The organism is Candidatus Gracilibacteria bacterium (assembly GCA_041658685.1).
Classification (GTDB): domain Bacteria; phylum Patescibacteriota; class Gracilibacteria; order UBA1369; family UBA12473; genus JBAZZS01.
In genome coordinates, this window is sequence record JBAZZS010000002.1 from 284,333 (window position 1) to 309,487 (window position 25,155).

The window sequence follows — 25,155 nt, forward strand, 5'->3', positions numbered from 1 at the left end:
AAGTACATCCTCCTTGCTTTTTTGTCAAGATTATTCTTTAACTACTCCGCCACAGTCGTTGCCGCGTCTTCGCTCGGCGTATCGCCGTACCCGGGTGTGCCTTCGCCCACCATATATTTGGCGGCCCAGGGATGGTAGGGGCTCACGATTTGATTGGTGACAGAAGTCCCGTCCGCATACAAAATCGTTTGAATCCATGTGGCGGTGAAACCCGCGTGCGCGGTGTCGACTTGTTCGATTTCTCCGGGGGCGAGATCCGGCGTGACGGTGTATTGAGGGGCCGGAGCGCCCGCCTGATTGGTGATATAGGGTCCGTCCATGGTTACGCTTCTCCCATCTTTTGTTCCGTAAAATTTAAAATAAGCCTCACCCCAGTCCACATACGATTGAATTAAAATCGGGGTGGCCATGTCATTTTTAAAAACCAAATCCACGGTGGGCGGATAAACCGTTGCGTCCAAGCCCCACCCGAGCGGGTACGCATAATACTTGACCGCGTAGGCATGCGCGTGACGTTCGATGACCGGCAATCCGGTGAATAAAACCGCACGATACAACGTTGAGGAAACCTGGCAAATTCCTCCTCCATATTCGGGCACGGTTTTGCCTTCTTTGATTACGAGTTCTTTGAGATACCCGGTGCTCCCGTCCACAGGCCCCAGCTGATCGCCAAATGTAAATTCTTCGCCCGGCTGAATGAGCACACCATTGAATCGTTCAATTCCCACGCCAATATTGTGAATACGATTGGTTGGCGAACCATTATACGCGGAATATCCGGTGGCCACCAATTCCGTGATTCCTTGAGCCCGCAATTCTTCCGGGGCGTTGACTTTTCCTTTTGTGACTTGGATCGGGAGTTCCACACTGCTCAATCCTTGATCCAGCGCGAGGTTTAAAAAATCGTTTAAATTTTCATATTGAATCGCGAGGCCATCCACTGCCGTGCCTTCAAACGTGATGGCTCCATTTTCATCCATTAAAATCGTGACGTCTTGCGATGCGGTTTCGACGTCCGGGGCGATGGTGTCGCGAACATACGTTTCAATGGCTGCGGGGTCGACCTGAACCTGAATTTCGGGAGCTGAAATCAGCGTTTGCCCATCGGGAGTATCGGTTGCATCTACTGCTTTTGGCGCCGTGCTTTTCACTTTCTCTTTTGGTGTGAAGGAGAGCCAATCCAAATGATCGAGCCAATAAATATCCCAGGAATTCGTGGTGGTGTAGAGGGTCACGGTTTGGTTCAACGTATTTTTAAGTAAATCTTTTTGCGACTCAAGTTCTGCGGCCGTGATGTTGGGAAAAAGCTCCACGGTTGCGATTTCGACGGGGGAGGAATCCAAATTTTTGATGAGAGAATCCATATTTTCGTAAAATTGCCCCATGTCTGCGGTCCATCCGTTCGATTCGAGTGAAATATCGAAGGAATCCGTGTAAGGATTGTAGCTGACGCGCGGTTCCTGCGCGGCCACGGTGAGATTGATGATGCGAGCATTGAGGGCGTTGCGTAAAATTTCATCATCGTATTCATATACAACAGCGACTTCTTTTTGCCCCAATAAGCCTCCTTCAAATGAAGTAAACGAGGTGAACCAATTCATCACCGGGATGGATTCGACACTTGCGGTTTTATTGAGCGTGATGCCCAATTCTGCAAGAGTAAAGGTGTACGAAGTGCCTTCGAAAATCAAATTAATGGGGGCTTGTTCGTAGGCGTCGAGTTTTTCACTTAAGGTTTGTTGAACGTCCTCGGCTTGAGCCAAGCTGATGTCTTGTCCAAACATGGATGTGTGAGGCGCAACTTTCCCGTTGAGCGCGACTTGCACGCCAATAACGGTTGCGATCACTCCCACCAGCAATCCGCCGAGCAAAAAAAGCCCTTTCTTGGAAGAAGGGGTTTTGGGATGCGCAATTTTAGATTTTTCGGATTTTTTTCCCATGGATTTTATTTGGGTTCTTCGGAGTTAATGTCTAAAGTGGATGCCCGAATTTCGCTCGGGGTTTCTTTGGGCACTTCCTTGAGTCCGGCCCGGTGTTCTTGGGTGGGGGCTTGAGTTGTTTTTTTTCGTAAAACCAAATGTTTTAAAAGTCGGCCAATACCAAATACGGTTTCCTTGGTGAGTTTTCCCACTTCTTCCAATTCGGCTTTGTTTTCCTCGAATTCTTCCATTCCTTTTTCGATGAGTTTTTTACCTTCTTCACGGCCTTCCTTAAGTTGTTCTTTTAAAAATTCTCGAGTGTCTTTGCCTTTTTTCGGGGCCACGGCCAAGCCGATCACGGACCCGACTGCAGTGCCAATGATGGCACCCATGATGATTTTATCAAGCATGCTTTTTTTCTCGGGCTTTTCTTCTTTTTTAGGGTCGAACCAGGACATGGGGGAAAGTTAGGGAATTAGGGGAGACATTCGCTTCGCTCATGTCTATTCGCTGCGGGTCTGTTTTTCTCTGGCAACGGAAGTCCAATCGCGGTGGCGAATCAAGCTGACTTTCACATTCCCGGGATACGTGAGCTCTGTTTCGATTTTAGTGGCAATGCCATGCGCCAATTCCATCATCATTTCATCTGTGATTTTTATCGGATCCACAAGTACGCGAACCTCACGTCCCGCGGAAATCGCAAAAGTTTTCTTAACGCCATCAAATGAAGCGGCCACGCCCTCCAATCCACGAATGCGTTCAAGGTAACGCTCCAAAGACTCAAGGCGAGCCCCGGGGCGACTGGCGGACAACGCGTCCGCAGCCATGATGAGTTTAGCTTCAATACTTTGCAACGGCTCTCCTTCGTGATGAGCCCATGCGGCATGCACCACCTCGGGCGGATAGCCATGTTTTTCCAAAATTTCTTTGGTAAGAATATCGTGTCCTTTATCGCTTTCTTCGGAAATGGCCTTACCGATATCATGCAAAAATCCGGCCACTCGAGCCAAGGCTACATTGCCTCCGATTTCAGAAGCCAAAATCCCGGCAAACATCCCGACCTCCAAACTATGGTTGAGCGCGTTTTGTCCGTAGCTGGTACGGAAATAAAGTTTTCCAAGGTACGCCAAAATTTCATCCGGGACATTTTTTAGCCCCATTTTTTGACACGCTTTTAAGGCTTGGGATTGCATCATCTTTTCAACGGTTTTTTCTCCGCGAGACAAGGCGTCGTCAATTTTTTTAAATGTGATGGGCCCTTTTTCTCTTTGTAAAATTTCCAACGCCTCTTTCGCGATGTGGCGTTTTAAAACGCTGTAACTCCCCACGGTGATGATTTTGGGGTAATCGTTAAAAATCACTTCCACGTCTATTTTTTCTTCGAAGTAAGCAATGTTTTCCCCTTTTTCTCCAATCACGGCCGGCTTGAATTGTTCGGCCCGCACTTCGACCGTGGTTTCGGCGTGATCCACGGAACTTTTTTCACCGTATTTTTGAATAGCACCCAATAATAAATTCTTGGCGAGCTTGCCAACGTCTTCTTCTTTTTCCGCCAAGCGATTTTTGATGAATTTTTCTTTATGTTCAAGGATTTCATTGGAAGTGGACTGAATCGCTTCTTGAATGGCTTCTTCCTTGGTCCGATTTGTCTTTTTGAGTAAAATATCGACCATTTTTTGCCCGCCGTTTTGAATCTCGTCACGAGCGGTCTTAATCTCTTCTTTCAGTCCGTTGACTTGGTCGGTGATGATTTTATTTTTATCCAATAATGTCTGCGCTTGTTTCTCCTTAAAAGTAACGAATTCTTGCGCACGCTTGAGATGAGCTTCGATGCGTTTATTTTCTTCTTGAGCAAGATGCTTGATTTCTCCGGAACGAGAATGCGCTTCTTTTTTGATGCGTTCGGCATCGGTTTTTGTTTCCGCAATCAGGGTATGAATTTTTTTTTGAACTTCCTGCTCTCGCTCTTGAGTGTGTGAATGCTTAAGCAGGTAGGCGGCACCGCCACCCACCAAGGCGCTGATGATAAAAGAAAGAATAAGGGGCATGGGGAAATATTATTATGACATGCGTCAGTTTAGAAGGATTCCTCAAAAAAGCCAACGGCAAAACTATTTGTACACTCCGGATTGTTTTTTTAAGTCGCAGGCGATTTTTTGGAATATTTTTAGAACTGCGTCGATCTCTTTTTTTGTCGTGAATCGACCGAAAGAAAATCGGATGGAATTGAAGGCGGCTTCCCTCGACAAACCCAACGCGAGCAAAACATGGGAAGGGTCTGCGGACCCGGCCGTGCAAGCGGAACCGGCTGAAGCGTAAATTCCGGCATTGTCGAGTTTCATTAAAAGCACTTCGCCGGGGATGGCGTGCAGAGTGAGGTTTAGGTTCCCGGGGAGACGACGATCGAGGTTGCCGTTGATTTTGAGTTGCGGAAAGTGCACTCGAAGCCCGTCGAGGAAATGATTTCGTAAAATTTTCAATCTTTTATTTTCAGCGTCGCGATCTGTTTCAATAAGACGGAGGGCTTCGGCAAAACCGACGATAGCGGGGACATTGTGCGTGCCGGCGCGAAGGCCTTGCTCCTGGCCTCCACCGAGGATTTGCGGCGTAATTTTTATTCCTTTTTTAACCCATAATAATCCGATGCCTTTGGGCCCATAAATTTTGCTCCCATTGAGGGTGAGAAGATCTATTCCTAAAGTTTTTACATCTAATTTTAAGGCACCGGGAGTCTGGCAGGCGTCGGTGTGAAAAAAGGGGAATTCGGTTGTATTTTCCTTGCGATGATTTTTTAAAATTTGGGCAATTTCAGCAAGAGGTTGAAGGGTCCCGATTTCATTATTTGCGGCCATGATGGACACTAAAATCGTCTCTTTTGTGAGTGCTTTTTTAAGAGCTTCAAGACTGACAATTCCGTCGCGATCTACAGGAAGGTATGTTACGCGAAAGCCTTTTTTCTCAAGGACTTTCATGGGCTGTAAAACCGCGTCGTGTTCGATGGCCGTGGTGATGAGGTGTTTGCCGTGAGAAGCGTAGGCGTCTGCAATCCCAAAAATGGCGAGGTTGTCGCTCTCTGTGCCACTTCCTGTAAAAATGAGTTCGCCGGGTGAGGCATTCAGGAAATCCGCGATGGTTTTTCGGGCGCGATCTACAGCTTCGCGGGCGTTTGAACCGAGGGTGTGAAGACTCGAGGGATTTCCGTATTCCTCACGAAAATAGGGGAGCATGGCGTTGAGGACCCGCGGGTCCATGGGCGTGGAGGCGGCGGAGTCGAGATAGAGGGGAGAAGGTTTTGCGTTCATTTTTCGTTTAGAAAAAGGTAATGACATTTTCGTTATCATAGAGATGCCTTCATTCTAGCTCTTTTTTAAATTTTAAAAAATGAACCCTTGTATGTGTATCCCAAATGAGATACAATTAGGTCTTACAACCTATAATCAATAAAATATGGCTAGCAAATCTGCGATGATCCGCGCTCGGATTGAACCCAAGGCAAAAAATGATGCTGAATGCATTCTAAGACACCTGGGATTAAATCCAACGGATGCCATTTCCATCTTTTATCGCCAAATTGTGATCAAGAAGGGTATTCCCTTTTCCCTCGATCTAGAAGAGGAAGATATTTCTGGAAATTACATTCCTATCAAATCCAATAAACATCTTAAATCCATACTAAAACTGAAATAAATGTATGCTCTTTATATTCACAAAGATGCCGAAAAATCCTTACAGAAAGCGCAAAAAAGGATTCGACAAAAAGCGTTCAATTGTATTAGTTGTTTAAGGGATAAGGGGACCGTTGGAAGTCCTTTCCCTGTCGCACCCCTTCATGGTGATTTCAAGAAATTCAAATACTATGAAGCTAAAATCGACAAGGATTATCGTATTATTTTTCGAATAGAAAATAACGGTTTGTACATTCGTGCTGCAGGTACTCATAATGCCCTTGGAACGGGATAATAACGGCGCTAATATTCAGCCATACGATTTGCATTTTTTAATTTTTTCTTATGAAAGTTTCCATTACGGACTTGTCGGCGCAGGTGGGCAAAGAAGTTACCATTGAAGGTTGGATGTACAACAAACGCCAAAGTGGAAAATTGTTTTTTTTACAACTCCGCGACGGAAGCGGATTTGTGCAGGGCGTGTTGGCGGAAAATGATGCCGGGCCCGAAGTTTTTAAAAAAGCGGACCAATTGCAAATGGAATCTTCCTGCAAAGTCACGGGGATTGTGAGCAAGCATCCGAAATTCGACGATGTATTCGAGCTTCAAATTAAAGACATTGAAATCCTTCAAATTCCTCCCGAGGATTATCCGATTGCCAAGAAAGAACATGGCCCAGATTTTCTCCTCGACAACCGTCATTTATGGTTGAGGTCGAGCAAACAATGGGCGATTTTGCGTGTTCGGGACGCCATTATTTCTGCGGTTTTTGATTTTTTCCATCAGAATGGATTTGTTAAAATCGACACTCCGATTTTGACCCCCAATGCGTGCGAAGGCGCAACCACGTTGTTTGAAATCAATTATTTTGATGAGGAAACGGTTTATTTATCGCAATCCGGGCAATTGTATCTGGAAGCGGCGATCATGTCTGTGGGCCGCGGGTTTGATTTTGGCCCAGTTTTTCGTGCGGAAAAGAGCAAAACCAAGCGCCACCTCACTGAGTTTTGGATGATGGATGCCGAGGCTGCGTTTGTGGATCATGAGGAAAACCTCAGAACTCAAGAAAATATGGTGGTTTTTATTGTGGAACGTTGCCTTGAACGATGCCAAAAAGAATTAAAAATTCTCGAGCGAAATATTGAGCCATTGAAAAAAATTAAAGCGCCGTTCAAGCGCCTGACTTACACCGAGGCGCTGGATGTTTTGCATAAAAACGGATCGGATATTCAATTCGGACAAGACCTCGGAAACGATGACGAGGTTTTACTCACCAAAGACAGTGATGTGCCGGTTTTTATTCACAAATGGCCCAAATCCATCAAACCGTTTTACATGAAAGATGATCCGGAAAATCCGGATTTGGTTCTCAATGACGACCTCATTGGCACCGAAGGTTCCGGAGAGTTGATCGGCGGCTCACAAAGAGAGGACAGTTATGAAATTTTGAAAGCGAAAATTGAAGAAGCGGGACTTAAAGGACCGGAATATCAATGGTATCTCGATTTGCGAAAATTTGGAGGCGTGCCTCACAGTGGATTCGGGCTCGGCTTGGAACGCATGGTGCGCTTTATCACCGGAGCCGAACACATTCGTGAGACGATTCCGTTCCCGAGGATGCTGAATCGAGTACGGCCGTAAAAACATAACATTAAATTTCTCTGTTTTTCTTTGTTTCCGCCTTAGCTCTTTCACCGACTTTTTTGATTTGATCGATCAATTTATCCACGGAAAGATCAATGGCTTTTCGCAAGTCGCGGCTGTCTTCACTGGAATAAAGCGGCTTTCCTCCCACCTTGGGAAGGTCCATCACCATTTCCACTTTATAGGCCGCTTTTCGTGTGAAACGTTCTCCTGTGACATTGAGTTTTACCCCGTCTGCGTCGTATTTACTCAATAACTTTTCGAGCCGAACTGCCTTTTTTTGAAAATAAGATTCGACCAATTCTTTTTCCGGATCTGCTAAATTCTTATAAAAAAAGGTGGGTTGCATAGTGGAAATTTTTAAATTATAAATTTTAAATAATTCATTTTTAATCTATTCTCATAGTAGCTTGTTGAGCTTTTTTCATCAATCAAAATGAAATCGATTTTCTCCATTATCGAAGCATTGGCTCGCACGTGCGGGTTTCCTCTGGTTCGCGTGACGTCGGCGATGCTTAATCCGAAAGCTTTTTCACGTTATGACGAGTGGATTAAAGAGGGAAAAATGGGAGAAATGACGTACATGGCACGAGATCCGCTGCGACGACAATCCGTAAAAGAAATCTTGCCGGAGGCAAAAAGTGTGATTTGTTTGGCAGTGCCGTATGGCCACACGCACAATGAAGAATTACCTCAAAATGCAGGCAAGGTTGCACAATACGCCTATGGCCGCGACTACCACAAAGTCATTGAAAAAATGTTGAAAAATCTAACTCGAATGTTGGCGGAAAAATTTCCCGAAGCGGTTTTTAAATCTTATGTGGACACCGGTGCCGTGCTGGAGCGCGCGTATGCGGCTGAGGCCGGGATCGGTTTTATTGGGAAAAATACGATGCTTATCACGGATGAATTTGGGTCTTGGGTGTTTTTATCGGAAATTTTAACAACGCTTGAAATTCCTCGAGAAAAATCAGCGGTGGAGCGGCGTGAAAACTTAGATCAAGAAACATGTGGGTATTGTCGTTTATGCCATGATGTTTGCCCAACCGGCGCTCTTTCCGAGAAAGGCCTTGATGCGCGACGATGCATTTCATATCTCACCATTGAGTATCGCGGAAGCATTCCGATTGAGTTGCGACCCTTGATCGGGGATCGATTATTTGGGTGCGATGCGTGCCAAGAAATTTGCCCAAAAAATAATAAGAAAAATTCAGGGGGAAAATATGGTGTTTTGCTAGAGCAAAAACCGCTTCGCTCTTTTGCGTTGCTCGAAGAAATTTTAAGTTTACGGACCGAAGAAGAGTTCAATCAACGATTCCAGGGATCCGCGGTGCGGCGCGCCAAACGAGAGGGATTGGTACGAAATGCGTGTGTGGTGGCTGCGAATATCAAGGCAAAATCGCTGCTTCCTTTACTTGAAAAGGTGGCGAAAGAGGAGGTGAGTGAAATAGTGAGAGAGCATGCGGAGTGGGCGGTAAGACAACTTGTCGGCCCAAAATGAAATGGCTTAAATAAGCCATAAATTGAGGCAAAAAGTGTGCCCGGGCACACTTTTCATCTTTGTAGCGACTGCTTGTATAGACGAGGCTGGCTTTTTAGGTGATTTTTTGATATAATAATGAGATTAAAATCTTATTTTATGCCAAGCCCCGAAGGCCCATCAACGGAGACCGAGAAAAACCCAATAACGCTGGAGACTAAAGAAGTCGCCGAGGGAAACCTTACGGTTCGCCAACTCATTGAACGGGAAATTGCGACCCTGGACGATAAGCCCGGACTTTCGGCTCGAGAAAAATGGGTCGCACAACGGGTTTTTAGCATGGAAACCAAACACGGGATTCGATCTTTAGACACTCAAATCAAAACTCAACAAGAATTGACTGCTTTGCAGGCTGAAATTAAAAAAATAGTGGATCAATATCGTGATGATAAATTTATTTCTCGAAGAGAAGTCCGTGATTTGAGTCAAACCGTACAAAGCGTGGCGCGGCATGCGAATGAAGCCGCCGAAACTGCCCCTCAAACGTCTTTCCCTCGCACCGATATCGTGGATCTGAATGACACGCCGGCAGGCATTGAACGTCGGAATGGAATTCAAAAAACATTCAAAGAGGTCACCTCCCATCTTAATTCTGAAGAAAAATCTATTTTAGGCGAGATCCAAATTGAAACCGTGGATGATTTACGAAATTTATCGGTTGAACAATTGGTCAAATTGGAAGATTTGCATGAAGGAATTCTTTTGTATGCGTTTACGGATTTTGTTGGAGGCGATAAAAAAATTGATTTAACGGATTTTGAATCGTTTTATAAAAATCCAACTTCGGGACAAAAACTCCTCGTGGATTTTCGAAACAACACCGATGCCGAAAACCGGCTCGGGGCTGCTGATATTTTACCTCCTTCAATTCGCAAGATTACGGTTTATCCGGAAGGGGATGAATCGGTCCATCGAATGCGTACGTCAACAAGCCGCATTGGATTAAAAGGGAAAAATAAAGAAGGAAATGGCTTTATTGACGGCGGCGGATACATTCCCGTGTACAGTACGGATGTGATTATGATCGGAGGAGTCGATAAAAATTTTGAAAATCAATATCGCAAAAAAGGCCCGGATGGCGCCTTATTGTACGGAAAAGATGCCTTGGATTATGCCACCTATAATGCAAAGTTTGGGGCAAAGGAAGCCGCTGATATTTCAACCTTAAGAAAGGCAGGTAAATCTGTGAGTAAGCAATATACCCCGGAAGAAATTGAAGCCTTGGAATCGCAAATCAATGCCTCGGGGGTGCGAAAAAACATTGTTTCTGCGGCCCTCCGAGGGTTGGGGAAACCGGGGAAAGGCAGTTGTTGGGATTGGGCCAATTCCGTTTATCGAGAGGCCGGCGTGACGTATCGAGATGTTTATCATCATTCCAATTACCCCATCAAAATCATTGGAAAAGATAAAAACGGAAAACCCATATGCAAATACAATAATAACCCTGAAAATCCTCCAAAGCGCCTTCTCAATTCCATTGATGCCGGGGATTGGATTTATTTTCACAATAAAAACGGTTCCGATTATGTCGGAGACCACAGTGCGATTTTTCTCCGCTGGATTGATAAAGAAAATTTAATCGGGGAAGTGGTGAGCAACCCCGCCGGGGGAAATCCGGTCCGAAAACATTCTGTTGATTTCAAAAAAAAGCCGGTGACTTTTATCCAAAAACCGGTGCCGCTAAGAAAGGGGAAATCTTAATAAAAATTTTATGTCTAAGCTTGATCAAGCTCCTTTACCGGGAAAAATCGATGTCCCAGCGGCTCCGACGGAAAACGTCGATTTTCTTAATGTAAAAAAAGAACAAGAAAAAGAGAAAGTGTCTCTTGATGATCTTCACGAGCGCCGTAGTGTTGGGGCTAAGGCTGAAACTCGAAATGAATTTAAAAAATTGCGTAAAGAGGCGCCTGTCACTGTTAACGCTCTTTTAAAGAATGGCGAACTCAAGATGGAGGTTATTAATGAAAAAATTTCTACCCTTTCGGTGGATGTTCTTTATCGTTTGGAAGATAAGTGCCCGGGGAGTTTGTTGGAAATTTTTGCCACCCAAACCGGAGATACTTTTGTTTTTAATTTTAAGGGCAATATGGAGGCGAGTGGGACTTTGGGGTTGAATTTATTTTTCAAGAATCAACCCGAGGTTCGCGATCTTAAAGTAACCGCTTCCCCCGAGCGCGGAAATAAAGTTGAAAATGGAGTTCGCCAAGGATTTAAGGGAAATTTTATGGAGGGGCAAAACTATGTGGAGGTTTTGGATGGTTATACCGTGGAAGTGACTAAGCGCCTCGATAAAAACACGGAAGAATATAAAGGGTTAGAACAAGCCCATGCAAACGCCATGGGGGCTTACGAAAACCGTAATGATCCTCAATTTAAGTCTTTCATGAGAATGGTTAGAGGAAATCACTATGAAGACATTCCTACTGATCATATTGAAAAAGGGGAAACCCAAGCGGAAAAATTACTTTATCGTGTGATCGAAGCCTCGGCCAATGCAGGGGTAGATCCTCATTTGACCATGTCCTTATTGAAAGCTGAAAACGGAGACAATGGACGATTTTTCGGGGTGATGAAAGGGGAGGCTGAAGGGTTTGAAGCGCAGCTTGATTGGGCCATTAAATTGATCCAAGAATATGAATCACGCTATGTTGCGTTAGGCAAACAAGCCCGAGATGGAAATGGTCGTTATACGGTTGGGTTCTTGGCGTATTTTTCTGAAATTTATTCTCCGAAAGAAGGAAACCCACATCATTTTAAAAATTTATGTAAAAATTATTTTGCTTATCGAGGCGAAGCCATGCCTTCAAAAACTGAATTGGAACAAGCCAAAGAAGGTTATGACTCGGCTCGTTCCTTTTATTTGCCCTACAAGAGAGAAACTCCTCAAATGAATATCCCGCCCAAGAGGGTATGGGAGGCGTTAAAAGATAATTCTTTTAATAATGAAGTTTTACAGAAAATGGTCCCGGGCTGGAGAGGAAAAACTCTCAAGGGAGGTTCTCGTTTCGGCTATCGTAATCATCCTGTTTTGAAACGATGGAAATTGCACACCGGGCTTGATGTTGCAGCTCCGCGCGGAACGGATTGTCGCCCTTGGAAAGCAGGTGTCGTTGAATTCGCCGGCAACAAAAAAAACGGGTATGGAAATATGGTGATCATCAATCATGGCAATGGAGTAAAAACTTATTATGCTCATTTTAAAGAAATTCCTGCGGGGATTGTGCGCGGTGCTTCGGTCACACCGGATACCAAAGTGGGAATCATTGGGAGTACGGGGATGTCCACCGGCCCGCATCTTCACTTTGAAATTCGTATTGATGGCACGCCGATTGACCCGTTTTTGACAAAAAAAGATCTTTTCCCTCCCACCACAACGCCTTCTTCTACCACTGAAAGTATGCCGGGTTGATAAAAATTTAGGCCATCACTCCCAACGCTCTTTTGATTTTTTCAAGGTTTTCTTTTTGATGCTCGAGCTTGTGATACGCGTGACTGGCTACAAAACGCACTTTTTCGCCATTGGTTTTAATAAGGGTTAAATAGTGCGCTAATCCAAATTTTCTAAATTTTACGTCCTGAATTTCTGCGCGCTTGATCCTAAAAACTTCTCCTGTAAATTTTTTATAGCTCAACCGACTGGTTCGAATAAATATGAATTCATCACCCTTTAAAACCCAAATATAAGGTTTTTGAATAAAAAACCCAAATAAAATTACCAACCACATGGAAATATATTTTATGGAAAAAATATACGCGTCGGGATCTTTTCCTCCTGTATGTTTTTTGATTTCCTCAAGGACAGGGATATCGTGGTAAGCCATAAAAATAAAATTAAAAATAAATTTTATAGACAAAATACTTTAAATTTCCTAAGATTCAACTCTTAATGTCATAATTTAATAAAAATTTAATGATTTCTCGTTTAAAATTATGGGCGTTATACGCGAGCTTGATGTTGATCTTTTCGTCCTGCGGCCCGAATGAAACCGACTACAAAAGTGCTGTTCCGATCACGGATTCCACCACTTTTACATCCCATTCCGGGGAAACTGAAATCGTTGCCACGCCGGAAACTTCCAGCTCTGTCGTTGAGTCTTCGACCGACCTCCCCGCCGAGATCAATTTGAATGTTTTATTCTATTCTCAAGCGCCGACCAGTGATTGGGGCATGCCGTACCAGGAGGCGTGCGAGGAGGCGAGTCTTTTGTTGGCGTATTATTACGCGACGGATCAACATGATGTGACGCGCGATGAATTTCACCAAGATTTATTGGCCATGGTTGATTTTGAAACGAATTATTTTGGCCAATATCAGCACACCACGATTGCGCAAACCGCGGAAATGGCTACGGTTTATTTGAATTTTACGAATTATGAAATCGTTGATAATCCAACGGTGGACCAATTGAAAGAATTTTTGGCAGCCGGAGACGTGATTGTTGCACCTTTTGCAGGTCGTTATTTGGGAAATCCGTATTTCACGGGAAAGGGACCGATTTATCATAATCTGGTGATTCGCGGATACGACGAAACACACTTCATCACCAATGATGTGGGCACGCGGCATGGTGAAAATTTTATTTATGAATACGACGTGCTTTTAAATGCGCTTCATGATTGGCACGACAGCGCTTCGTATGAGGATGATGGGATTTTGAGGGGAGCGAAAAGGGTAATGGTGGTCAAACCGACCCCAATTACATCCCAGTAGCATCAAAGGCAATCGGGAAGGAAGAATTTTTATTCGCATGGGAGTCGGACACTCGGATCATGATTCTCGTGTCCTCTTCCTTAAAAATGCTCACAAAAATTTTCCTCTCCCTCTTGCCTCAATAACAAAGCAATGATGTGGAGGCGTTCCATTAAAATCCAGCGGGATCATTCCTGTCTCTTTTTTGATCGTGCATGGCTTGAGTTTTTTCGTATCCATCATGAATTCGCGATAATTGTTTGAAAACAAAATAAATCCATCTGGATTGAGGAGGTCGAGGGCGGCGTTGATAAGAGTCGGGTGGTCTTTTTGCACCGAGAAATTCTCCCCTTTATTTTTACTGAACGTCGGCGGATCGATGATGATGATGTCGAACAATAAATTTTTCTTTTTTGCGTACGTGAAAAATTCAAGAGTGTCCATTTTATAAACCCAATTTTTCTCAGGGGCGAGATGGTTGAGCGCGAGGTTTTTTTTAATCCATTCACAATAGGTTTTTGAAAGATCGACGCTGTAAGTTTTTGTTGCCCCGGCTTGAGCCGCATAAATCGTAAAAGAGCCGGTGTAGGCAAAGGTGTTAAGCACGACCTTATTTTGGCTTTTTGAAGCGATCCATTGGCGCGTTTCGCGATGATCCAAGAAAAGTCCGGTGTCCAAATAATCCGATAAATTGATTGAAAAAGAATGCCCATATTCTTGAACCGTGATTTCTTTTTGCGGAGAGGATTTTGGAAGAGCGATGTTTTTCTTTGTGCGATCTTTGTAAAAAAAATCTTGAATATTCAGAAGGGTTTTTAAATTTTCCTCCATTTCTTTCAATAATTCGAGTCGAATGGTGTCGAACACATGAATCACGGCATTGTCTTTATAAATATCAATGGCCACAGGAAAATTGCGGTCCGTGTGGTTGTAAAGACGATAGGCTTCGAGGCGGTTTTGCTTGAGGTAAGGCGCGAGGCGAATCAGGGAGGATTCTATGAGAAAATGAATAGAAGACATGATGGAAGTTGGAAATTAAATGTTGCAGTGATTTTCAAAATTATTCCGTTAATGCTTCCAATTTTGCCTTGAGACTTTTACTCTTGAGAAGTTGATAAAGAGAAATCGTCAGCAATCCAATTTGAATCACCAACCCCGCAGTAAACCCGATCGGAATTGCGTACAAGCCCATTTTATCCAACAACATTGCGCTCACGCCCATGGTCACCGCAATCGTGCTCACGTGAATCAAGGACGGGCGTTGGGTGTTTTTGAGGGCATAATGCGCACGGGCAAGCAGGTGCATTCCGCTCTCAAACGGGATGGAAATTGTGTAAACCATGAGCAAAGCGGCCGTGGCTTTAATCGCGGTTTCATCGAATTGTCCTCCTCCGAATAAAATTTTGATGGCCGGATAACTCACGAGCGCCAAGGCTCCGCCCGCCAATCCGGTGTAAACCGCGGTTTTGATGCCTCGACTTTTTATAATTTCTCCAAATTTACGATATTTTTTCTCTGCTGCAGCCGTCGAAAGTTCGGCAAAGGCTGCGAGGGAAATGGAAATTCCAATCAAACTCACGGGCACGCTCTGAAAATTGCGCGCAAAAGAATAAATGGTCGTACTCCCCGGATCAAGTTGAGTGGTGAGTCTAACAAACCACCACAACATGAGTTGCCACATCCCGAGCTGTGCGATTTTTGGGATCATGAGCCATGCGGTTTCTTTCATGGCCGGAGTAAAACCCAAGGTCCATTGAGGTCGATACCCGTAACGAATCATGGCCGGGACACGAATCAATAAATGTAAAAAGGCCCCTAAAATCGTGCCCATCACAATCCCCGTGGTTTGAAAATGAGGCGCAAAAAATAAAACACCGAGAATGATTCCCAGGTTATAAAGAGCGGGGGAAAGCCCATACCACAAAAACTCTTTGAGGCTGATGAGCACATTTCCAAACATATTACTCAACGTGAAAAACAAAGGAGACAACAACATGAGGCGCGTTACCTGGATGTATTCATGTTGTTGTTCCGGAGAAAAACCCGGAACCAACTGATTCGCAATAAAGGGAAGAATCAATGCGAAAATTCCACAAGTGATGACAAGGATGATCAGACATAAATTTAAAATTTGATTGGTGTACGTGATGGCTTTTTCTTTATTTTCTTTATCCAATTGCGTAAAAATCGGCACAAAAGCCGCGGACAAGGCCCCCACGGCAAAAACCGCCAAGAAAAAATCAGGAACCACAAAAGCGGCATTGTACACATCGAGGGTGGACCCGGCGCCAAACGTTTGAGCAAAAGTTCGGTCACGCAAAAGCCCCAATGCATAACTCAGCCCGGAGGTGAGCGTCAACGTAAATGCAGTATGATACAACAGATTTTTAAAACCGCCGGCCGCTTCTTTTCTTTGTTGAAATTTCCGGAAAAAGGAAAACATGAGAAACGAATTTTAAAGCGCCCAGCCCCATGGATTAATAAGAAGAATCGTCTTCGGTCTCGAGAACCAAACCCAAATCTTCTTCTTTAACGGCATTTTCATCCACTTCATCATCATCTTCTTCCATGGTTTCAAATTCATCTCCCTCTTCTTCATCGACACGCGTCATTTCTTCTCTTTTCTCTTTTTCTCCATCGCAAGTGCATTCGCATTCGGGAAGACCGCATCCTTCGCAAACCGGACAATCACTGCCACAAGAACATTCATCCATATCTTAAAAATTAACATTTAAAAAGGCACCCCCCATTTTCATCATTTCGTAAGGAAATGCAATAGAATTTTAACGGAAAGAGCTTATAATTTTTTTACCATGAAATTTTTAGCAGGAGCGGTTCAATTGGATGCCATACTTGGGAAAGTGACTGAAAATCTTTGCCGTGCCGAGCACTATATCCAGAAAGCTGCAAAAGCCGGAGTAAAACTTTTAGTTTTACCGGAGTTGTTTTCTACGGGCTATGATTTAAAAAATCAGACCGCACGTTTTGCCGAGACCGAAAAAGGACCAACTCCTCAGTTTCTCCTTCAGATGGCTAAAAAATATGGGTTACACCTTACCGGAAGCTACATTGAAAAAAGTCGCGGCAAACCTTTTAACACCGCTCTTTTGGTGGGTCCTAAAGGCTTTATTGGAAAACATCGAAAAGTAAATTTATGGGGAGAAGAACAGCGTTATTTTAAGGCTGGGAATTCTTTTAAGGTCTTTAAAACCGAACTGGGAGTTATGGGAATTTTAATTTGTTATGACGCTGACTTCCCGGAGTCGGCTCGCGCCCTAGCTCTTCAAGGGGCGGAAATTTTGCTTTTTCCGACCGCTGGAACGGTTTCTTTTTCTATGTTTTATGGAAATTTTATTGCATCACGTGCGTTTGAAAATGGATGTTTTTTAATCCAAGCGAATCGTGTGGGAAAAGAAGGGGATTTCGTTTATGCAGGATTTTCACGCGTCATTAATCCTCAAGGGATTGTTTTAGTGGATGCAAAAAAACAAGAACGGTTTATTGCCACTGAAATTGATTTATCGCTGATTCAACAACAACGTCAAAAAGCCCCTTATCTTAAAGAATTTAAGGGGGAAATTTATAAAAAATATTTTCGAAGAAGGAAATACGGAAAAAGGAGAGCGCACTTCGCTGCGCTTTGTGTGTGATGGCGGGGACGGCGGGACTCGAACCCGTGACCTCAGCAGTGACAGTGCTGCGCTCTAACCAGCTGAGCTACGCCCCCATAGTGATAAGTCTTAACCAAGGAGAGATTTTTTATCGCTTGTCAGGCAATCCTCTCGAGCGAATGCGGCGATAGCCCGCTTGCGGGGCTTGAGCCGTATGAACGAAGAGAGGAAAATCTTGCTTTGCAAGATTTAAAATCTCGACGATCTAAGCCTTTGAACGGCGGGCCCCGTAGTTTTCACCAAAGGTGAACGCTACGCCCCCATATTTTTCTTTAGCGAGCGAGATAATAACGTGGTTGTCTCCTTTTTTGCAACAAAAAAATGTTATGATAGGAGCAATGACCAAAAAATCTCCTCTTCGTATCGGCATTGATGCACGCATGTATTCCGCGGCGTTTACGGGAATCGGGCGATATGTTTTTGAGCTCACGCAACGTCTTTTTAAGCGTTCCGAAAACGAAGCCATTGAATGGACTCTTTTTATGAATGAGCCGGAATTTAATGCGTTTTCCCCACCGAATGATTGGGTGAAAAAAGTGCTCGTGAATGCCAAACATTATTCGTGGGCCGAGCAAGTTCGATTTTTGAAAATCCTCAATCGGGAAAAGCTTGATTTGATGCATTTTACGCATTTCAATGCCCCGCTTTTTTATCGCCGGCCGAGCGTGGTGACCATTCACGACCTCACTCTTTCTTTTTATCCGGGGAAAAAAATGCGGTCGCCCATTCATCGACTTGCGTATCATCTCGTGTTGAATTCCGTGGTGCGCCATGCGCGAGGTATTATTACGGTCTCCAAACACACGCGAAAAGACTTGGTACATTTAATTAAAGTTCCCGAGTCCAAAATTCAGGTGATTTATGAGGCGGCGGGGGAAGAATTCCGGGTTTTGAACGATAAAAAACTCATTGAAAACACATTAAAACACCTTAGGATTGATCGTGATTTTATTTTGTACACCGGAGTATGGCGCGATCATAAAAATCTGGTGCGTTTAATTCAGGCATTTGCAACATTATGTGAAAAGCCAACTTTTGACGGACTTCTTGTGATCACGGGACGCGAGGATCCTTTTTATCCGGAAGTGAAGGCCACTATTCAAAAATTAGGCCTTGAAAAGCGCGTGGTTTTAACCGGGTTGGTGAGTGAACGGGATCTTGTGGTCTTGTACAACGCGGCGCGTTTTTATGTGCTGCCTTCGTTGTATGAAGGATTTGGATTGTCTCCCCTCGAGGCTATGGCGTGCGGAACACCGGTGGCGGCTTCCAATACGTCCTGCATTCCCGAGGTATGCGGAGAGAAAAACGCCCTCTTTTTTGACCCTTATAAGATTGAAGATATGGCGCGAGTTTTGTCGTCCTTATGGGAAGATTCCAGCCTTCGTGGCACACTTCTCGAACAAGGATTTCAGCGTATCCGTGATTTTTCATGGGACAAAATGGCAGAAGAAACGTTTGAATTTTATAAAAAATCATTATGACATTCGAGGATTCAACTCGGGTCGGAAATTTCACTCCCTTGAGTAAAATTCTTCCGAATATTGTGGGCCGATTTCAACTCACTCGACAAGTGACAAGTGCGGTGATTTGCGAAGAATTTCGAAAAGTCGCAACCACGTTGTGGGGCGAGGACGTTTTAACGCATTTGAAGCCCAAATTTTTCCAAAAAGAATTGCTCATGATTTCCGTGGAAAGCTCGGTGTGGGCGCAAGAAGTTCAATTTAAAAAAACCGCAATTTTGGATCATTTTAATAAAGTTTTCCCAAAAAAGCCGGTGAAAAACATTAAGACGTGCGTTGATTGACGCAAAACATATTGTTTTTATCGACGCAAGATTCACTTGCACTTCGTTGCGCTGCACGCTAGACTGGGCCACGCATCTTTTATTCTTTTAATCCCGTACCTCTTGCTACGTATTCGCCTCACTCGCACCGGCAAAACCCGCCAAATCAGTTATCGTATTGCGGTTGCCGAACACACCGCTCCCATTCAGAGCAAATTTGTTGAAATTGTTGGCCATTACAATGTATCGCGAAATCCTCGCGAACTCGTGGTGGATCAAGATCGTGTTACTTATTGGATCGCTCATGGAGCTCAACCCACATCCACGGTTGCGTCTTTGTTTAAAAAAATGGGCATGAAAGACATGGATTCTTTTATTATCGCTCGTAAATCCACCAAGAAAAAGAAGAAAGAGGGAACTGCCGGAGCCGAACCTTCCGCCGCGAAAGTGACTGAAGCTCCCGCCGCCCCCGCTGAAGCCAAATAATTTATTCAGGACACATCTTTTGGTGTCCTTTCTTTATTTTTACTAACTCACTTTTTATATGGATACGGATTTCTCTCAAGGAACTGATCGTGATTTTATTGAACATCTTGTTAAACAAATTGTGGACGACCCCACTCAAGTCGAAGTCACTCGAAAAGTGGACGACCTTGGCGTTCTTATTACTTTAAAGGTTGGAAAATTCGATATGGGCAAGGTGATCGGGAAAAACGGCCAAACCGCGAAAGCTCTCCGCACGCTTCTCCGCGTGATCGGGTCTCGCAATAATCTTCGAGTCAACCTTAAAATCGTGGAACCGGACGGAAGCGAAGTCCGTGTGGGAGAAGACAACGGAACCGAGGGACGCGACATTCTCGAGGAGGATGTGGCGGATCAACACGCGGCCTTACCGGATGATTTGCAAGCTGCGGCGTAATCGGATATATTAAATTCACTATGGACGAAAGTGGTACCTCTATCATCGATGCGGCGGAAAACTTCGATATTCTCGAAATCATTAATCGAGGGATCGCTTATGCGATCATTATTGCAGGTTTTCTTTCCGTGGTTTTTATTTTCTTTGGAGGCATTTCCTTCATTCTCTCCGGAGGACAGGAGGATAAAATCAAACAAGCCGTGAGCACCATTCGTTACGCGATCGTTGGTCTTATCGTCACGATTTTGGCTGTGGTGATTGTAGGATTGGTTGGAAAAGCCATGGGTCTCAATATTATTCAATATTTGAATCCCAGTGACATTTTCGACACCATTCGCAACATCACCTCTACGGCCGGGGGCAACAACCCCGGGATCGAACAACTTGAGTAATTCGATCTTTTTTAAGTGATTTTTTATGGCCTCTCCCGACTCCAAGAAAAAATTTGTTGTGATCGACGGTCACGCATTGATTTATCGTGGGTATTTTGCAATCCCACCATTGCGCACCCAAAAAGGGGAGCTGGTGAATGCGGCCATGGGGTTTACGACCGTGCTCTTGAATATGGTTCAAAAATTTAAGCCCGATTATTTAGCGGTGACATTTGACTTAAAAGGCCCCACGTTTCGGCATGAAGCGTATGAAGGGTATAAAGCGACTCGAGCTGAAACGCCGGAGGAATTATTGTCCCAAATTCCGCGTATTCGCCAAATCGTGGGAGCATTCAATATCCCGGTCTTTGAAAAAGCCGGCTTTGAGGCGGATGATATGATCGCCACGTTGACGGAGAGATTGAAAGCGTATCCGGATATGGAAATGTGGATTGTGACCGGAGATATGGATCTTACGCAACTCGTGAATGATCAAGTCAAAATTTTGGCCCCGCTCACCGGCTTCAATGATGTTAAAACATACGATGCCGCGGCGGTGACTGAAAAATTCGGGGTGCGCCCGAATCAAATGGTGGACTACAAAGCATTGGTGGGGGATGTGAGTGACAATATTATGGGGGTGGATGGAATTGGAAAGAAAACCGCTGCTAAATTGCTTCAACAATATGATTCCCTGGATGGCATTTATTCGGCGATCGATTCCATCAAGGGGGCACTTCACGATAAATTGGAAAAGGGCAGAGAAGCCGCGTATCAATGTAAAACCTTGGTGTCATTGATTCATGATGCCCCGCTGGATTTTGTGTTGGAAGATTGTGTGACTCGCAGTGTGGATTCCCCCCAAATTCGACTGCTTTTTCAAGAGTTGGAATTCCGGCGATTATTGGAAAAATTTGATGGCATTCATGAAGGGTGGGAAAAGGAACAGCAACCGACGTTGTTTTAGAAAATTATAAATTTTGAATTTTAGATTTTAAATTAAAAATACGAATTATTTGTTAAGCGAGGAGGGAGGAGATTTTTGAGGAGATTTTGAAACAAGGGGGAAAGGGAAATTTTTGTGAACATTTTCAAGGAAAAGGACACGAGGATCATGTATCCGAGTGTCCGACTCCCATGTGAACAAAAATTCTTCCTTCCCGATTGTTTTTAATAATTAACAGATTTAAAACCACCCCATTGAATAAAAAATTTATTCACTTGCCTCAAGCATAACAATATGGTTCTTTTGTTTTAAAACATTTTTACAGACTAAAAAGTCGATTTTTTGGCTTTTTTTAGCCGTTATTTTAATTTTTTTATCGCACCAAAAATGGCTTCCTTCAGGCTAAATGATTGTATCATTTTTTTGTACAAATGGCTTATTTAAGCCCTTTTTAAGACAAAATTCCCTTGCGTTCATTTAAAACGCGGTTTATAGTCGCTTTACTTTTCCTTTGATTTGAAGTCTTCTAACCCTTTGCTTTATGGCTAAATCCCATGTCATTGCAGGCCTCGATATTGGTAGCTCAAAAATTCGTACCGTGGTTGGAACGTTGGGAGAAAAAAACACGCAACTCAATGTGATTGGCGTTGGCGTTTCCCCGTCCATGGGACTCCGTAAAGGCCGTGTGATTGACGTGGAGGAAGCGATCAATAGTATTTCTTCCGCGCTTGAAGATGCGGAACGTATGTCCGGAGAACCCATCAATCATGTGTTCTTGGGTATTGGAGGCAGTCATTTGGAATCCATGGATTCCAAGGGAGTTATTGCCATCCCCAATGGAAATGAAATCACTGAAGCGGATGTGGATCGCGTTTTGGAAGCGGCGCAAGCGGTTTCCATTCCGTCCAACCGACGCATTTTACGTATCATTCCAAAAGCGTTTATGGTCGACGAACAAAAAGGAATTAAATATCCCGTGGGCATGACCGGAATTCGCCTTGAAGTTGAAGCTCATCTCATCACCGGACTCACTCCGGCCATCACCAATATTGAAAAATGTGTACATCAAGCCGGTGTCGATATCGACGACATCATCCCCAACGGATTGGCGGCTTCGGAAGCCGTGCTTTCCAAGCGCCAGAAAGAATTGGGCGTGGTGGTGGTGGACATCGGATGCGGAGGCACTTCCGTCATTGTATTTGAAGAAGGAACTATTTTGCACAGCGCTTCCATCCCGGTGGGAGGAGAAAGTGTCACTAATGATGTGGCCATCGGACTTCGTACCTCTATCGATACCGCGGAAAAGATCAAGATTGAATACGGGACCTGTATCCCGGATGAAGTGAACGATCGCGAAACCATCGACCTTTCTTTGATCAGCAAAATCGATAATCAAACCATTTCCAAGAGGCATCTCGCAGAAATCATCCAGGCTCGTTATCACGAAATTTTCGTCCTTGTGAAAGACGAACTCGCCAAAATCAACCGAGATGGCATGCTCCCGGCCGGAGTCATTGTGACCGGTGCCGGAGTTAAGATGCCGGGGGTTGTGGATTTGGCCCGAGAAACACTCAATTTACCGGTTCAAATCGGGTTCCCTCAAAACTTCGAAAGTGTGGTGGATAAAATCGACGATCCCGCTTACGCCACGGCCATCGGTTTGGCGATCTGGGGATCTCGCTTTGAAGGCCATGGTTATTCCTTTGATTTCCGCAGTTTAAATGTTTCCAAAACTTTTCAGTCCATCAAGAGTTGGGCTCGCAGTCTTTTACCTTAATTTTTCTTGGAGCTTTTTGCTCTTTCAGACCTCCCCTTTTAATTCCTATCCTTTTACCATCCTAACCCATGGCACCCATTAAAAAGGACGACCCTACCGCAACCACGTTGCGCACTTTATTTTCTTCCGCGAGCACCAAGCGTCGCAATCTTGAAGTCACCCCGGACATTACGCCCGTGGCTCAAATCAAGGTTCTCGGACTTGGAGGAGGCGGATGCAATGCCTTAAACCGCATGATTAAAGCGGATGTCCGAGGCATTGAATTCATTGCGATCAATACCGATTCCCAGGCCCTCTATCATTCCGAATCCCCGAACAAGATCAATGTGGGAAAAGCCACAACTCGCGGATTGGGTGCCGGAGCAAACCCGGAAGTGGGAAAACGTTCCGCTGAAGAAAGTTCCGAGGAAATCAAGGCCGCCCTTCAAGGTGCGGACATGGTTTTCATTACCTGTGGATTGGGTGGAGGAACCGGAACCGGAGCCGCCCCCGTGGTCGCCGAAATCGCCAAAGAATTGGGTATTTTGACGGTTGCCGTGGTAACCAAACCGTTCGCGTTCGAAGGCGCTCGCCGACGCACACAAGCGGATGAAGGCCTCGAAAATCTCAAGAATAAAGTGGATACCATTATCACGATCCCGAACGATAAGATTCTTTCTTTGATTGATAAAAAGACTCCGCTCGTGGACGCCTTTATGGTGGTGGACGATGTTCTTCGCCAAGGGGTTCAAGGTATTGCGGATCTCATCACGGTTCATGGAATGATCAACGTCGACTTTGCGGACGTGAAAACCGTCATGGAAAACGCAGGTTCTGCGTTGATGGGTATTGGATACGGCACCGGAGAAAATCGTGCCGCGCAAGCTGCCAAGGCTGCGATCGAAAGCCCGTTGCTCGAACTTGATGTGGCCGGAGCCAAAGGAATTCTCTTCAACATCACCGGAGGAAACGACCTCTCTATGTTCGAAGTGGACGAAGCTGCCCGCATCATTACCGAAGCTGCGGATCCGGATGCCAACATCATCTTTGGAGCCGTGGTCAACGACTCTTACACGGGGGAAATCAAGATCACGGTGGTTGCCACCGGATTTGAAGACAGCCGTCGCGGAACCGCTTCTTCTTTCCGTGGAGGAATCGAAAATCGATTGGTCAAAAAAACCTTGGGTGCCACCTCGGAAGAAATGGTGGGCAAGGCCACTGAAAATGAACTCGATATTCCGGCATTCATTCGAAAGAGCATGTCAAAATAAGCGAAAAATGAATTTTGTAAGATTTAAAAGGGCTCGTCCAAAAGACGGGCCTTTTTAGTGAAATACTTGTCATGGTGAGGAGTCCCGCAACGCGGGGCGTCTCGAACCATACATTTGAGAGTCGGGAGGGGGCGAAGCTTTTTTCGGATATGCCCATCCCAGCGAAGCGGAGTGTCCTATCCCCGCATTTTGTATTATTAAAGGCAATCGGGAAGGAAGAATTTTTGTTCACCAGACACGAACGAAGTGAGTGTCCTTGAGAAAGATGCTCCATTTTCAGCCACATGTTGAATTTTCAATAATTCGCTGATATTCAATGATCTTCTCAAGCGCACTCCGCTGGCGCTCCATGCGTATCCTTGAAAATGTTCACAAAAATTTTCCTCTCCCTCTTGCCTCAAAATATCCTCAAAAATCCCCTCCCTCTCCCTCTCGCCAAAAAAGCTTTGGGAGTTAATGTTAATACATCTTTACCCCCGGCAACTTCTTCCATTCTTTAAAAATGGCATTGGCCTCTTTGGCCATTAATTTTGAGATGGTTTTAATTTTTCGCTTCCCCGGAGCTTTGCCGATTTCATCATAAATAAATTGGTCATCAAACCCGATTTTAGCTGCGTCTTTTCGGCTATTTCCGAAATATAAACGTTTGAGTTTTGCCCAATAAATCGCGGCCAAACACATAGGACAGGGCTCAGTGGTGGAGTAAATTTCGCATCCCGACAAATCAAATGTACGCAATTTTCGGCAGGCTTTGCGGATTGCGTTCACCTCGGCGTGGCAGGTGGGGTCGTTATCTGTGGTGACCGTGTTCCACCCTTGAGAAATCACTTTCCCTTTTTTAACAATCACGGCGCCGAATGGGCCTCCTTCGTATTTCATACAATGGGTTCGGGCGATCTTGAGGGCTTCGGCCATGAATTTTTTATCCACGATTTTTCTTTTAAAAGATGTCTGATTAATTTTTACATGCTAAAATCCGC

General features: G+C 44.6%; 24 protein-coding genes and 1 tRNA gene. 14 read left to right on the forward strand and 11 right to left on the reverse strand.

Annotated elements, in window-relative coordinates:
- Positions 1–41: 41 nt before the first annotated feature.
- The 4 genes from WC882_03760 to WC882_03775 all read right to left on the reverse strand — a co-directional run bounded on the left by WC882_03760 (position 42) and on the right by WC882_03775 (position 5,221).
- Positions 42–1,940, reverse strand: a complete 1,899-nt coding sequence (locus WC882_03760; protein ID MFA5842758.1) for a VanW family protein — start codon at positions 1,938–1,940, stop codon at positions 42–44.
- A gap of 5 nt (positions 1,941–1,945) precedes the next feature.
- Complete coding sequence (locus tag WC882_03765) at positions 1,946–2,377, reverse strand: YtxH domain-containing protein (GenBank protein ID MFA5842759.1); 432 nt, start codon at positions 2,375–2,377, stop codon at positions 1,946–1,948.
- Positions 2,378–2,422: 45 nt separating this feature from the next.
- Positions 2,423–3,967, reverse strand: coding sequence for an HD domain-containing protein (locus tag WC882_03770; protein ID MFA5842760.1), 1,545 nt, complete (start codon positions 3,965–3,967; stop codon positions 2,423–2,425).
- Positions 3,968–4,030: 63 nt separating this feature from the next.
- Positions 4,031–5,221, reverse strand: coding sequence for a cysteine desulfurase family protein (locus WC882_03775; GenBank protein ID MFA5842761.1), 1,191 nt, complete (start codon positions 5,219–5,221; stop codon positions 4,031–4,033).
- A 145-nt stretch (positions 5,222–5,366) separates the two neighbouring features.
- Here WC882_03775 and WC882_03780 point away from each other — a divergent pair, with 145 nt between their 5' ends.
- Genes WC882_03780 through asnS form a run of 3 tightly spaced genes read left to right on the forward strand, consistent with a single transcriptional unit; the run spans position 5,367 to position 7,225 of the window.
- Complete coding sequence (locus WC882_03780) at positions 5,367–5,606, forward strand: type II toxin-antitoxin system RelB/DinJ family antitoxin (protein MFA5842762.1); 240 nt, start codon at positions 5,367–5,369, stop codon at positions 5,604–5,606.
- Positions 5,607–5,879, forward strand: a complete 273-nt coding sequence (locus WC882_03785) for a hypothetical protein (GenBank protein MFA5842763.1) — start codon at positions 5,607–5,609, stop codon at positions 5,877–5,879.
- Between the two features lie 50 nt (positions 5,880–5,929).
- Entirely contained in the window at positions 5,930–7,225 is a 1,296-nt protein-coding gene (gene asnS, locus WC882_03790; GenBank protein MFA5842764.1) for an asparagine--tRNA ligase, read from the forward strand.
- Positions 7,226–7,235: 10 nt separating this feature from the next.
- On the opposite strand, the gene WC882_03795 is transcribed toward asnS, so the two are convergent.
- Positions 7,236–7,577, reverse strand: a complete 342-nt coding sequence (locus tag WC882_03795; GenBank protein ID MFA5842765.1) for an HPF/RaiA family ribosome-associated protein — start codon at positions 7,575–7,577, stop codon at positions 7,236–7,238.
- An 87-nt stretch (positions 7,578–7,664) separates the two neighbouring features.
- On the opposite strand from WC882_03795, the gene queG reads away from it, so the two are divergent.
- The 3 genes from queG to WC882_03810 all read left to right on the forward strand — a co-directional run bounded on the left by queG (position 7,665) and on the right by WC882_03810 (position 12,180).
- Entirely contained in the window at positions 7,665–8,750 is a 1,086-nt protein-coding gene (queG, locus tag WC882_03800; protein MFA5842766.1) for a tRNA epoxyqueuosine(34) reductase QueG, read from the forward strand.
- 117 nt (positions 8,751–8,867) lie between these two features.
- Positions 8,868–10,469 carry a hypothetical protein gene (locus tag WC882_03805; protein MFA5842767.1) on the forward strand — a complete coding sequence of 534 codons (1,602 nt, stop codon included), beginning with the start codon at positions 8,868–8,870 and terminating at the stop codon, positions 10,467–10,469.
- A gap of 10 nt (positions 10,470–10,479) precedes the next feature.
- Positions 10,480–12,180: a M23 family metallopeptidase gene (locus tag WC882_03810; GenBank protein ID MFA5842768.1), complete on the forward strand. Its 1,701-nt coding sequence runs from the start codon at positions 10,480–10,482 to the stop codon at positions 12,178–12,180.
- A 4-nt stretch (positions 12,181–12,184) separates the two neighbouring features.
- On the opposite strand, the gene WC882_03815 is transcribed toward WC882_03810, so the two are convergent.
- Positions 12,185–12,589 carry a hypothetical protein gene (locus WC882_03815; GenBank protein ID MFA5842769.1) on the reverse strand — a complete coding sequence of 135 codons (405 nt, stop codon included), beginning with the start codon at positions 12,587–12,589 and terminating at the stop codon, positions 12,185–12,187.
- Between the two features lie 89 nt (positions 12,590–12,678).
- On the opposite strand from WC882_03815, the gene WC882_03820 reads away from it, so the two are divergent.
- Entirely contained in the window at positions 12,679–13,479 is an 801-nt protein-coding gene (locus tag WC882_03820; protein MFA5842770.1) for a C39 family peptidase, read from the forward strand.
- Here the strand turns inward: WC882_03820 and WC882_03825 are convergent.
- The 4 genes from WC882_03825 to WC882_03840 form a co-directional block, all read right to left on the reverse strand.
- Positions 13,369–14,478, reverse strand: coding sequence for a class I SAM-dependent methyltransferase (locus tag WC882_03825; protein ID MFA5842771.1), 1,110 nt, complete (start codon positions 14,476–14,478; stop codon positions 13,369–13,371). The genes WC882_03820 and WC882_03825 overlap by 111 nt on opposite strands.
- A gap of 40 nt (positions 14,479–14,518) precedes the next feature.
- Positions 14,519–15,901: a murein biosynthesis integral membrane protein MurJ gene (murJ, locus tag WC882_03830; GenBank protein ID MFA5842772.1), complete on the reverse strand. Its 1,383-nt coding sequence runs from the start codon at positions 15,899–15,901 to the stop codon at positions 14,519–14,521.
- A gap of 34 nt (positions 15,902–15,935) precedes the next feature.
- Positions 15,936–16,172, reverse strand: a complete 237-nt coding sequence (locus tag WC882_03835; GenBank protein MFA5842773.1) for a hypothetical protein — start codon at positions 16,170–16,172, stop codon at positions 15,936–15,938.
- A 936-nt stretch (positions 16,173–17,108) separates the two neighbouring features.
- Positions 17,109–17,185, reverse strand: a tRNA-Asp gene (locus tag WC882_03840).
- Between the two features lie 282 nt (positions 17,186–17,467).
- On the opposite strand from WC882_03840, the gene WC882_03845 reads away from it, so the two are divergent.
- From WC882_03845 to ftsZ, 7 genes are all read left to right on the forward strand, one after another.
- The gene (locus WC882_03845) at positions 17,468–18,769 is read left to right on the forward strand and encodes a glycosyltransferase family 1 protein (GenBank protein ID MFA5842774.1); all 1,302 of its coding nucleotides are present in this window, start codon (positions 17,468–17,470) and stop codon (positions 18,767–18,769) included.
- Entirely contained in the window at positions 18,712–19,398 is a 687-nt protein-coding gene (gene rpsP / locus WC882_03850) for a 30S ribosomal protein S16 (protein ID MFA5842775.1), read from the forward strand. Before WC882_03845 ends, rpsP begins: the two co-directional genes overlap by 58 nt.
- 58 nt (positions 19,399–19,456) lie before the next feature.
- A complete protein-coding gene (locus WC882_03855; protein MFA5842776.1) occupies positions 19,457–19,831 on the forward strand; it encodes a KH domain-containing protein in 375 nt (124 codons plus the stop codon).
- A 20-nt stretch (positions 19,832–19,851) separates the two neighbouring features.
- On the forward strand, positions 19,852–20,223 hold the full coding sequence (locus tag WC882_03860; GenBank protein ID MFA5842777.1) for a hypothetical protein: 372 nt from the start codon (positions 19,852–19,854) through the stop codon (positions 20,221–20,223).
- A gap of 25 nt (positions 20,224–20,248) precedes the next feature.
- A complete protein-coding gene (locus tag WC882_03865) occupies positions 20,249–21,169 on the forward strand; it encodes a 5'-3' exonuclease H3TH domain-containing protein (GenBank protein MFA5842778.1) in 921 nt (306 codons plus the stop codon).
- A 520-nt stretch (positions 21,170–21,689) separates the two neighbouring features.
- Positions 21,690–22,925, forward strand: a complete 1,236-nt coding sequence (ftsA, locus tag WC882_03870; GenBank protein ID MFA5842779.1) for a cell division protein FtsA — start codon at positions 21,690–21,692, stop codon at positions 22,923–22,925.
- A 68-nt stretch (positions 22,926–22,993) separates the two neighbouring features.
- Positions 22,994–24,175 (forward strand): cell division protein FtsZ, encoded by a 1,182-nt coding sequence (gene ftsZ / locus WC882_03875; protein ID MFA5842780.1) that lies wholly within the window; start codon positions 22,994–22,996, stop codon positions 24,173–24,175.
- 459 nt (positions 24,176–24,634) lie between these two features.
- On the opposite strand, the gene WC882_03880 is transcribed toward ftsZ, so the two are convergent.
- Positions 24,635–25,105, reverse strand: a complete 471-nt coding sequence (locus tag WC882_03880) for a nucleoside deaminase (protein ID MFA5842781.1) — start codon at positions 25,103–25,105, stop codon at positions 24,635–24,637.
- Between the last annotated feature and the right edge of the window lie 50 nt (positions 25,106–25,155).